This window comes from Peribacillus sp. B-H-3, from assembly GCF_048572925.1.
Taxonomy (GTDB): Bacteria; Bacillota; Bacilli; order Bacillales; family DSM-1321; genus Peribacillus.
The window spans coordinates 1,297,368-1,309,292 of record NZ_CP183879.1; the positions used below are offsets into that span (position 1 = coordinate 1,297,368).

Here is an 11,925-nt window from a genome sequence, read left to right on the forward strand (position 1 = left end):
ATTGTCCACACCCTATATTGTCTTTTTTCATAGTTTAAAAATAGGAAAATCTTTGGTTAAAGGAGCACATTAAACTTGATTACAGTTAGCCTTTGCATGATTGTGAAAAATGAAGAAGACACTATCGCAAGATGTCTAGATTCGGTAAAAAACCTCGTCGATGAAATCATCATTGTAGACACAGGTTCAACAGATAAAACGAAAGAAATTGTTTCTCAATATACAGATCATGTCCTCGACTTTCGCTGGATTGATGACTTTGCCGCAGCCCGTAATTTCACATTTAGTCACGCCAAAATGGACTACATTTTTTGGTTAGATGCGGATGATGTATTAATGGACGATGATCGCAAAAAATTTTTATTGTTAAAAGAAACCCTCGACCCTTCCACTGATTCTGTCACCATGCATTATAATCTTAGCGTTGATGAAAAAGGAAATGTCATTGCCAGCCTGCGACGTAATCGCCTTGTTAAAAGGATAAATAATTTCCAATGGTATGGGGCGGTACACGAGTACCTAGAAGTTTGGGGAAATATTCTACACAGCGAGGTTGCTGTTACCCATTGTAGCATTCAACACGACTCAGACCGTAATCTCCATATCTATGAAAACCGTCTTAAACGGGGTGAACAATTCTCTCCCAGAGACTTGTTTTATTTTGCAAACGAACTGTTTGACCATAAAAAGTTTGAGGACGCAATCAAATACTATAAACAATTTTTAGCAACAAAAAAGGGCTGGGTAGAAGATAACATTTCCGCATGCGCAAAGCTTGCAGATTGTTTCAATGCATTAGAAGATCATGAAAACGAACTTCATTTCATATTAAAATCTTTTGAATATAGCTCACCTCGAGCTGATTTTTGCTGCCGGCTAGGATACAGATTCCTCCATAATAATCAGCTCCACCAGGCTCTTTTTTGGTACAAACTTGCCACTCAACTAGAAATGCCATCTGACAATTTTGGGATGATTAGCCATGCTTGCTGGACTTGGCTTCCGCATTTGCAATTATGTGTTTGTTACTCACAAATAGAGAACTATGCACTAGCCTATGCACACAACGAGATAGCCTGCCAATACATTCCTGATCACCCAAGTATTCTTCATAACAAGCGTTATTTAGAACATTTTTTACAATGAAGGTGGTTACTCCAAGCAGGCAGAAGTGCGGACAAACCTGGGCATGCCCAAACGAATAACTTGCTGAACAACAGTGCTATCTTGTTTTTATGTATATCTTTCCTTTATTAAGTTTTTGGGGAATCGGTGCAATTTTTATTGTTCCAAGATCACACCGATTTTTAACAAATAAGGTTTATCTCATGATTTTCATACGAGTGACCTTGGTAACACTATAAAGTCATTTTTATTATGTCATAAGTGAAAGTGGATAACTAATTAATCTAAAAACAGAGTACCTTTGAAAGGTACTTTGTTTTTAGATAAGAGGATTTTTATTGGGGCTTTTCGTATTAATCCCTGAAAGGGAGTGTCATAATGGAAAAAATATTGATAGTGTTAACCCATTTCAAAAAGCCTTTGAAATATTATCTATATACAGGGGGGACGGGGGCACTTTATTGCTTAGGTCGCAGTATTTTTTATTAAGGATAATTCCTTCTGTAAACAGGAAACAGAGAAATTATTTCACTTTCAATCTGCGAGCGGTGGGGGGCATGTGAAAAGGTATTTTTTTTAGAATAATATTATGTAATTGTCTTCATAGTAAAAAGGAGCATCCGGCAGTTTTAACTTTCTTGAAATCATAATACAGGATTACGGAAAGTGTTTGGGTTTAAGGTTCGGATGCTCCTTCACGATTCAAGACCATATAATAAGAATTTTAGTTTCTGCAGCAAAATTAATTTATCAAGCAAGGCATTTAATTTCCCCTTTCACATCAGCCCTGCTGCTTGAGGTGTGAGTTAATATGAAAGGAGAAGCATTTCTCGGTTTGGCAGCGATTTCATTACTGTCTTAGCTTATGACTATTGATTCATTCCTTCTCTGGTTCTTTGTTAACATTGGCTGTGAATGATAAAGTGGTTGTGCGAAATAACAAAATCACTCATTCCATTATTCAATCTCTATACATTTAAACAATTCCGCGGATGAAACCGGTTGCTTAAATATTTATCGATTGCCTTTGTTTCAGCTTCCAGAGAATCAGGTGTAAACTCGCTCTTTTTCGTTCAGGTCAAGCGTCTTTGCTGTTAAAGCATGAACTTCTTCTAGAAGGTCGGGATTTTCCATTAGTGACATACCATAGGAAGGGATCATTTCTTTGATTTTTGTTTCCCACTGATTCATCTGCTGCGGGAAGCATTTGTTAATTATTTTAAGCATGACGTGAACAGCAGTAGAAGCACCTGGAGAAGCACCAAGTAATGCTGCAATCGAGCCATCTGCTGCAGTAATAACCTCGGTCCCAAATTGAAGCGTTCCTTTGCCTTCAGCAGTATCTTTGATAACCTGTACGCGCTGTCCGGCTACTACTAAATCCCAATCCTCGCTCTTTGCGTTCGGGATAAACTCCCGCAATTCTTCCATACGCTGTTCTTTCGTTAACATTACTTGCTGGATCAGGTACTTTGTCAATGACATTTCTTTTGCACCAGCCGCCAGCATAGTTAACACATTATTCGGCTTTACGGAAGTTACTAAATCAAACATGGATCCGGTTTTTAAGAACTTTGGCGAGAAGCCGGCAAAAGGTCCGAATAGCAGCGATTTTTTATTGTCGATGAATCTCGTGTCAAGATGCGGAACAGACATTGGAGGAGCACCCAGCTTAGCTTTGCCGTATACTTTTGCATGATGCTGCGCTATAACTTCCGGATTTTTGCATACCATGAATATTCCGCTGACCGGGAATCCGCCAATATGTTTCCCTTCGGGAATACCGGATTTTTGCAGTAAATGCAGGCTTCCGCCGCCGCCGCCGATAAAGACGAATTTAGCAGTATGGTATTCTGCACTGCCGCTATCGACATTCCGCACTTTTAATTTCCATAAGCCATCACTAGTACGATTAATATTCTCAACACTATTTTTGTATTTGATATCAACGTTTTTATCCTTTAAGTGGTCAAACAGCATCTTTGTTAGGGCACCAAAGTTTACATCTGTGCCAGAGTCGATTTTTGTTGCCGCGATAGGTTCATCCGATGTACGGTTTTGCATGATAAGCGGAATCCATTCCATCAGCTTTGCCGGGTTATCGGAAAATTCCATTCCCTTAAATAAAGGATTGCTTAAAAGCGCTTCAAAACGTTTCTTTAAAAACTTTACATCTTTTTCGCCTTGTACCATGCTCATATGAGGTAATGGCATGATAAAGTCCTGGGGATTTTTAATAAGCTTGTTTTTTACAAGATAAGACCAAAATTGCATGGAAACTTGGAACTGTTCATTAATATTAATAGCTTTGCTAATATCTATTGAACCGTCTGGTTTTTCAACAGTGTAGTTAAGCTCACACAGTGCTGCATGCCCTGTTCCCGCATTATTCCATTCGTTAGAGCTTTCCTTTCCTGCGTTTTCGAGCTTCTCAAATACTTTGATTTCCCATTCCGGTACTAATTCTTTCAGGAGTGTACCTAAAGTAGCACTCATGATTCCGGCGCCAATTAAGATGACGTCTGTTTTAGTTTCTTTGCCGCTCATTGTAACCCCTCCTTCTCCCTAAAATTTGCCGAAAGGATGCCGCGCTTTTGCTTAGCCGTCAAACCATGGCAATGCGCTGCCTGGTCCACTTATCCAGTCTCAATTATTAGTATATTACAATTATTTATAGATTAAAATATATTGTTAAAATATAGTTTAAGGGGAGAGCGATGACGTACATCAAATTTCCCCTTTAAATAGAAGATTAACAGATTTTTTTTACAAAACCCAGATAAAAAGACCAGAATGGCAAAAAACTGCCAAAATTCTTTATTCAGTCTAAGACCTTTTTAAACATTGTGCTTATTTTGCACCTTAAAATTGCCGGGCTGTTAGGAATGTGGGTCCTGCCACGGCCGCAGGCAGCAAAATACGCTGCTGTTTTTAAGATTCTATCCTTTTTCTCTGTAACTGAAGCCATCTTTGCTGCAGCACGAAAGTATATCGCTATTTATGCGGTGTGCTTTTTTGCTGATTGTGACATAAAAAGAGAATGTTTTAGTTTAAAAAGGGAATTCAGCCATTATTTTAAACTTATTTGAAAATATTTATTATGGTAGTTTAGGGAGGGGGAATTTTTGAAAAAATATAAGCCTGAAGTGAGTGATACCTTTGAAAAAAAGGGTTTATATACCGGTCCTTTGGAAATTCTATATCAGCCATCTTTTTGCTGTTATCTGGACATGCATTGCCATTGTATTATCAAAAAGCTGGATAAGTGATTTAAGCGGAGTTGCAGGGATCATGATGGCCGTGATTATCATAACGGGAATAGCTTATATTCCAGGGTATTTAAATGCTTTTTTGGTAGCGAGTCTGCTTATAGATAAACAGCCAAAATTAAAGACCGATAATCCGCAAGATGAAATAACAGTACTAATTGCTGCAAAGAATGAAGAAAGCGGAATTGCAAATTCTTTAATATATCTCAAAAATCAAGATTACGATGGGGGAATTTCAGTAGTTTTAATTGATAATGGTTCTGAGGATGGGACAATTGAGGCTGCAAGAAAAATAGCCCAAGAAATCGATTTAGACCTATCGATTAAAATTGAAGAAGAGCCAGGTAAGCATGCGGCTTTAAATCAAGGCATTAAATACGTAAATACTGAATATGTCATTACACTGGATGCTGATACTTTATTGCATAAATCAGCAATCAGATACATTGTGGCAAGAATGAAAACTGCACCGCCGGATGTATGTGCTGTGGCTGGAGCTATATTGGTCAGAAACAGCCGGGATAACTTATGGTCGCGGGTGCAGGAATGGGATTACTTTTTAAGTATCGCGTCTATTAAAAGGCTGCAGGGCTTGTATCAGGGGACATTGGTAGCGCAAGGGGCATATAGTTTATTTAAGACAGATACCATCCGGGAAGCCGGCGGGTGGCCGGATGCAATCGGGGAAGATATTGTACTGACCTGGAAATTTTTAAAACAGGGAAGAAAGGTTTTCTTTGAACCGCTGTCTGTTGCTTTTACAGTGGTTCCCACAAAATTGGTTCATTTAGGCAGACAAAGGAGCAGGTGGGCAAGAGGGATGATTGAAGGGTTAAAAGAGGTTAAGCCCTGGCAGCAGCCATCTATTTTTACAAAATATCTAACGTCGGTTAACTATATCATGCCGTATATAGATATCTCCTTTACATTTTTTTGGCTGCCTGGTCTTGTGCTGGCCTTTTTTGGAGTATATTGGATTGTGGGACTTACAACGCTATTGGTGCTTCCATTAACATTCGTCAGTTATTTTGTTTTGTATTTTTATCAAAAGAAAGTGTTTACTAAATTAAATCTTAAAATCAGAAGAAATATATCTGGCTTCATTGTTTTTGTACTATTTTACCAGATGATTATGAGCCCTGTATCTGTATGGGGCTATGTTCAGGAATTGTTTAAATTAAAGAGGGTTTGGAAATAAAGCATTTAGGAAAGCGTGTGTCTGCGGGACATGCGCTTTTTTGATGGCCGGGAAACAGCAATCGCTGCAGAAGGATGCCTATCCCGCATAAATAGATGGCAGATAAACTATCCTGGCTCAATCTTTCGTCATGAATACGCTATTTGGGTCTTCTATATAATCAGCAAAGGGAGGGCAGTACTGGAAACCAGCACTTTCGTATAGCCTTCTGGCAGGTATGAAGGCTTCTTGAGAACCGGTTTCCAGGCTTAAGCGCCTGTATCCCCTAAGCTTTGCTTCTTCCAAGATGTGAGTGAGGATTTTTCTTGCTGTTCCTTTTCGGAGGTATGCAGAAGAGGTGCGCATGGACTTTATTTCACCATGGAGAGGATTAAGTTCTTTTAGCGCGCCGCATCCGGCTAATTCATTTCCTTCCCATGCAGTCCAGAATGTGATTTCGGGTTTTCTCAATTCATCTAGTTTTAAAGCATGTATGCTCTCTGGAGGCGATTGCAGAGTCATGCCCTGAAGATGCTCATTCACCAATGCAATCACTTCCCGCCTGGATAAATCGTCCTTTACAATAATCATGATTATTCCCTCCTATTCTCTTAAGCTTCAATTCATTTTAACAAAAAGCCGGAATGGTTAGCTTTATTCCGGCTTACAATATATGTTAAATTTCTTCTTTAGTTGGAGGCGCCATAAATTCAGGGCCGATCGGGTCACTAATTGAGGTATGCAGAATATTATCAATGGCTGCCTTGTCATCATCTGTCAGAGTCCAGCCTGTAATTTCATTGATGGCGTCCAGCTGGTCTGGACGGCGTGCACCCCAGAGGGCTATACCTGTCCCAGGCTGGTCGAGTATCCAGCGCACAGCCAGATGGATCACTTCTTTGCCGTAGCGGTCCTTTGCCAATTGTTCTAACTGATTGACTGCATGCAGATATTGCTGAAAGCGAGGCTGCTGGAATTTAGGATCATTATTCCGCAGGTCATCTCCGCCGAAAGTCTGGCCAGCAGCCATTTTTCCGGATAGCAGGCCTCTGCATAAGCTTCCATAAAGAAGCGTGGTGATGTTGTTTTCTTCGCAGTAAGGAAGGATATCTTTTTCAATATCGCGTTCAAACAGGTTATATGGCGGCTGTGCGGTATGCAGGGGAGCTATTTTTCTGAACTCTTCCATTTGTTTTACAGTGAAATTGCTGACACCGATTGCGCGGATTTTTCCTGATTTATACAGGCTTTGGATGGCTTCCGCTGTCTCTTCCATAGGTACAAGAGGATCTGGCCAATGAATTTGATACAAATCAATATAATCGGTTTGCAGACGCTTGAGGGAATCATCTATCTCCTTTAGAATCCGCTGCTTTGTGCCATCACGGAAGGGTTCATTATTCTTCCAGTTTAACGCGGTCTTAGTGGCCAAAAGGATGCTGTCACGGCCGCCGTACTTCTTGACTGCTTTGCCGACTATTTCCTCGGATGTCCCAAATCCGTAGACAGGTGCCGTGTCGATAAGATTTATTCCTTTGTCAAGAGCGGCATGAATGGTCTGAATGGATGTATCCTCATTTGTTCCGCCCCACATCCATCCTCCGATTGCCCATGTGCCAATCCCGATGCGTGAAGCTTTCATTCCTGTATCAGCTATTTGAGTGAATTCCATGTAAACATCTCCTTTTTTTCTGTTTTTTTGGCTGTTTTCGTAAACTTTGTTGCTATTGAACAAGGGGTTGATTTCCGCTCCAGAATACTCGCTTTCTGGGGGCGGGAGGTGAGCATCCGCAGAAATGCCTGCGGGGTGTCACCATCCCGCTAATCCCACAGGAGTCTCGCACCTTACGCTCCAATCAACCCGGTTTAACAACGGGATTGCCTAACAGAACATATTAAAAACAACAATCTTTAAGAAAAGAGCCTTTTTTTTCTTCTCTGTCATCCCTTAATAACGGCATTTCCTTAATTGATTTGAAATTTTCATTTTAATCATTCCTTCTCAAAAACAAAATATCATGTTTTTCATATTTATTCCAAAGTTCAGCTTCAACACTTTCCTAGATACTTATGCATACAATGGCATCTAGTGCAGGAGGTGAACAGCAATGGCGGATCAACGGGAGTATCCTGCGGGACAGCGGGAGAACTTGAAGAATCATCTTATACAGCTTTTCAGAGATATTGAGGGAGATATATCGAAGAATTGCAGTGATCATGTAATCTCTTTATCTGAAAAAAGTAAAATTAATGTCTGTGCATTCCGCTCCTTCCAAAAAAGAATGGATGCTGAACTGGAAAATAAAATGATAGAGGAAGGCCTTTCGTCCACCCATAATCTTATTCCGCATGTTTTGTATTCTCTAAATAAAATGATTGTAAATCTATCTGGAGAAGATGGTGTTGAACCCGATCCTGCTTCATACGTTCATCCTGCTGAAGCAAATAGCTCCAGGGCTCACAGAAGGCAGGGGTTATTTGGGGGAACAGGGAGTGAAAACATTCCTTGTATCATGGTTACTCTTGATCGTTCCATGTTAGTGAAGCCCGATATTTTTTCAAAGCTGCTCACAGGAGGAATGAATATTGCCAGAATCAATTGTGCACATGATGATATACATGTTTGGACAGCACTCATTGAACAGCTAAAGATGGCAGAGGAGAACAGCGGCTGTAAGGATACATGCAAAATTTATATGGACTTGGCAGGTCCTAAAATAAGAATTGGAGAATTAGCAAAAGAAAAGACAGACCTTACAATCACTGTTGATAGAGCAAATGAGAATTCACAATACGGGTATTTGGTGTGCAAAGGCCACACCTTAAGTCATAATGATCTTTCTTTCTTGCTCACGGCTGCTAATTGTGAAGACTTCACCTATATTGATGACAATACGAGCATTCTATTTAAAGACAGCAGGGGAAAAAATAGAATTCTTACAGTAGTACATACTGTGCATTCTTCATGTTTGATGGTCAAGTTAAATAAAACAGCATCTTTTAATGAACATACAAAACTGATTTGCAAAAAGGAGCAGTGGACGTTAACGAACTTTGAAGAAGTACCTGCGGCTATCGTACTGAAAAGAGACGATGTTCTCAGAATCTACAAATCTGACCGTTATCAAGGAATGCCAGCCCGCGGTAACCTGCCTGCCTCAATTGGAATTTCACTGCCCAGGGCCTTATATAATGTAAGACTTGGAGATAACGTATATATGGATGATGGCAAGATTTCAGGGAAGGTCATTGGGATAGAAAAAGATTTCATTGAAACAAAAATACTTACGCCTTTGAGTGAAGCGGCAAAGGTGAAAGCCGGAAAAGGAATAAACCTTCCTGATTCTTTTGTCTATCTGAATGTGCCGGCTTTAACAGAGTCTGATATAACAACTCTTAACTTCATTCATGAAAAAGCAGATATTATAGGATTATCATTTGTACACCGTCCCCAGGATTTAAAAAAGCTTGCGGATTATCTGGGGAGCCTTACAGACCGCAGAATTGGAATCGTAGCTAAAATTGAAACGAAGGAATCCATTCGCCATTTAACCAATATCATTTTCGAAGGGATGGATTTCAAGCATTTTGGAATCATGATTGCGAGGGGAGATTTAGCTGTTGAACTTGGATACAGCAAGTTGGCCAGGGTTCAGCAGGACATTCTGGATTTGTGCCGTGCTGCTCATCTGCCTGTCATCTGGGCAACTGGAGTGCTCGAAAAAATGACCAAAAAAGGCATTCCTGCAAGAACCGAGCTGACGGATGTTTTTGCCGGGGCAAAGGCAGATTGTATTATGCTTAACAAAGGCCAGCATATTGCAGATTCTGTGATATTCATCAAAAAGGTAATGGCTATGAAGAACGAGGATATAATCAGCAATTCGCGGAATTTATTTTTACCGCTTTAACGTACAGTAACACCTTAAATAATTTTTTATGCGCCGTATCTTTTTTAAAGTCTCAAACGTTTAAGAGACAGAGAGGTGCCAAAGGAGTGAGCAGAATGACTAGCGAGCGCAGAGATTATGTGCAGAGGCTTAATCAGGGAAAGGACACTTGGGATGATGTTTATCATGAACTGCAAAGATTTTGCCGGTTTCTTTCACAAAGCGAGTGGGAGGGGAATGACCTTGCACAGGAAGCTGTATTAAAGGGGATCCAGCATTATCAAGGAGAAGCAAGCTTGCCGCTTTTAAAAACCATTGCAAAACATGTCTGGATTGATACGATCAGGAAAAGAAAAAGAGAAGTACTGTCAAACAGCGGAGAAGATCTGCAGGAGAAGGTGACTGAGAATGCCTGTATGGAATGCATTGAATTTCTCACCCTCCTGCTGACACCGAAGCAGGCAGTCATTTTCACACTGAAAGAAGGATTTCTGTATAAATCCGGCGAAATAGCCGATCTTCTTCATACAGCAGAAACAGCGGTTAAGTCAGCTTTGCACAGGGCGAATAAGCGGTTAAAGAAGCGCAGGGAAAATAAAGATCTTTCCGGGTTTGAACATGCACTGTGGAAAGACGAAGAAGAAATGAAGCTTGCAGAGCTCATCCTGCAGGCTGTGAAAAATCAGGATCCGGAAATCTTAATTAAGGCAATCCCAAGCATTCCTTCTCTTGCAGGCGAACTCAAAACTTCCGGACATAGCTATGCAGCGAATCGTTCAATCTCCTCACCATCATGCTTCCTCTCTATGGCTGCTTAAAGCCAAACAAATACGGGGGGATGAAAAAATGAGCACCATACCATATGTAATCGAGCAATCAAGCCGCGGAGAGCGTTCTTATGATATATATTCACGTCTTCTAAAAGACCGGATCATTATGATTGGTGAAGAAATTACCGACCATTTGGCAAACAGTGTTGTGGCACAGCTGTTATTTTTAGCAGCAGATGCACCGGATAAAGATATTACGATCTTTATTAACAGTCCAGGCGGCTCCACAAGTGCAGGCTTTGCGATTTATGATACCATGCAATATATCAAGCCCGATATCCGCACCATTTGTACAGGGATGGCTGCCTCGTTTGGAGCTATGCTTTTATTGGCAGGCACAAAGGGGAAAAGATGTGCGCTTCCAAATAGCGAGATCATGATTCATCAGCCGCTTGGAGGAGTGAAGGGGCAGGCCACTGAAATTGAAATTTCGGCAAACCGGATCCTGAAGCTAAAGAAGCACATTAATAAGATTATCTCAGAAAGAACAGGACAGCAGGAGGAAAAGGTTGCTCATGATACCGACAGAGATTACTTTATGACTGCAGAGGAGGCCATGAAATACGGGATTATCGATGAGATCATAAAAAAGATAAATTGAATGCCTTTTTGCTGTAAGAGTTGAATTTACTCTTGCAGCTTTTTTGCAGTTTTCCGGGATAAAAAGGGTATTTGCCCTTCTGTAAAGAAAATGTTATAGGGCTCAGGAAAAAGATATATAACATGCATAAAGAAAAAATACATAAAAGTGAAGGTGGCATCGTTATGGTAAAGGCGATTTTTTTTGATTTGGATGATACACTTCTTTGGGATCAAAAAAGCGTTCAGGAGGCTTTTTCGGCAACTTGCAGAAGGGTCCTGGAGACCTATGATATATCTCCGGCAAAGCTGGAAGAGGCAGTAAGAAGAGAAGCGAGGGAACTGTATGCTTCATATGAAACCTACCCTTTTACCCAAATGATCGGCATTAATCCTTTTGAAGGATTATGGGGAGAATTTTTGGACGAGGGAGACAGCTTCCGTAAAATGAGGGAAATTGTACCGATGTACCGGAAGGAAGCCTGGACAAGAGGGCTGCAGGCAATGGGCATTCAAGATGATGATCTCGGCTTCGAGCTTGCCGAAAGTTTTCCAAAGGAGCGAAGGAAAAACCCTTTTTTATATGAAGAATCACTAAGGGTCCTTGATGAACTGAAAGGCAAGTATAAGCTGTTGCTGTTAACTAACGGATCTCCCCAACTTCAGCAAACTAAATTGAGCATTACACCTGAGCTTGTTCCGTATTTTGATGAAATTATCATTTCGGGGGCTTTTGGCAAAGGAAAGCCGGATCCTGCTATTTTTAAGCATGCCCTGGAAAGCCTTAAGGTGGAGAGAGATCAAGCCATCATGGTTGGAGACAATCTGATGACAGACATTCTTGGCGCAAATCGCGCAGGGGTGAAATCCGTCTGGGTTAATAGAAGCGGAAAAGAACAGGGAGAAGCAAGCCCTGATTATGAAATCAGCCATTTGGAAGAGCTTCACTCTATTCTTAAATCCCTGAAGGCATCTCTTTAGCATGTAATTCGGCAAAAAACTTTCTGGAATGTCAGAAGTCCGGAAATTCGGCGGAATTTCTCTGAAAACTCTGT

General features: G+C 40.7%; 9 protein-coding genes. 6 read left to right on the forward strand and 3 right to left on the reverse strand.

The annotated features are described in order from the left end of the window. Positions 1 to 75: 75 nt before the first annotated feature. Positions 76 to 1,146 (forward strand): glycosyltransferase, encoded by a 1,071-nt coding sequence (locus ACN6MY_RS06425; RefSeq protein WP_419883223.1) that lies wholly within the window; start codon positions 76 to 78, stop codon positions 1,144 to 1,146. Positions 1,147 to 2,172: 1,026 nt separating this feature from the next. Here the strand turns inward: ACN6MY_RS06425 and ACN6MY_RS06430 are convergent. After that, on the reverse strand, positions 2,173 to 3,672 hold the full coding sequence (locus ACN6MY_RS06430) for a malate:quinone oxidoreductase (protein ID WP_419883224.1): 1,500 nt from the start codon (positions 3,670 to 3,672) through the stop codon (positions 2,173 to 2,175). A gap of 612 nt (positions 3,673 to 4,284) precedes the next feature. On the opposite strand from ACN6MY_RS06430, the gene ACN6MY_RS06435 reads away from it, so the two are divergent. After that, a complete protein-coding gene (locus tag ACN6MY_RS06435; RefSeq protein ID WP_419883225.1) occupies positions 4,285 to 5,592 on the forward strand; it encodes a glycosyltransferase family 2 protein in 1,308 nt (435 codons plus the stop codon). A 117-nt stretch (positions 5,593 to 5,709) separates the two neighbouring features. On the opposite strand, the gene ACN6MY_RS06440 is transcribed toward ACN6MY_RS06435, so the two are convergent. Then, positions 5,710 to 6,162, reverse strand: coding sequence for a GNAT family N-acetyltransferase (locus ACN6MY_RS06440; RefSeq protein WP_419883226.1), 453 nt, complete (start codon positions 6,160 to 6,162; stop codon positions 5,710 to 5,712). Between the two features lie 85 nt (positions 6,163 to 6,247). Next, the gene (locus ACN6MY_RS06445) at positions 6,248 to 7,243 is read right to left on the reverse strand and encodes an aldo/keto reductase (RefSeq protein WP_419883227.1); all 996 of its coding nucleotides are present in this window, start codon (positions 7,241 to 7,243) and stop codon (positions 6,248 to 6,250) included. Between the two features lie 436 nt (positions 7,244 to 7,679). Between ACN6MY_RS06445 and ACN6MY_RS06450 the strand changes: the two genes are divergently transcribed. The 4 genes from ACN6MY_RS06450 to ACN6MY_RS06465 all read left to right on the forward strand — a co-directional run bounded on the left by ACN6MY_RS06450 (position 7,680) and on the right by ACN6MY_RS06465 (position 11,851). Next, positions 7,680 to 9,482: a pyruvate kinase gene (locus ACN6MY_RS06450; protein ID WP_419883228.1), complete on the forward strand. Its 1,803-nt coding sequence runs from the start codon at positions 7,680 to 7,682 to the stop codon at positions 9,480 to 9,482. A 95-nt stretch (positions 9,483 to 9,577) separates the two neighbouring features. Continuing rightward, the gene (locus ACN6MY_RS06455; protein ID WP_419883229.1) at positions 9,578 to 10,279 is read left to right on the forward strand and encodes a sigma factor-like helix-turn-helix DNA-binding protein; all 702 of its coding nucleotides are present in this window, start codon (positions 9,578 to 9,580) and stop codon (positions 10,277 to 10,279) included. A gap of 28 nt (positions 10,280 to 10,307) precedes the next feature. Then, positions 10,308 to 10,892 carry an ATP-dependent Clp endopeptidase proteolytic subunit ClpP gene (clpP, locus tag ACN6MY_RS06460; RefSeq protein WP_419883230.1) on the forward strand — a complete coding sequence of 195 codons (585 nt, stop codon included), beginning with the start codon at positions 10,308 to 10,310 and terminating at the stop codon, positions 10,890 to 10,892. A gap of 164 nt (positions 10,893 to 11,056) precedes the next feature. Beyond that, a complete protein-coding gene (locus ACN6MY_RS06465) occupies positions 11,057 to 11,851 on the forward strand; it encodes an HAD family hydrolase (RefSeq protein WP_419883231.1) in 795 nt (264 codons plus the stop codon). Positions 11,852 to 11,925: the final 74 nt, after the last annotated feature.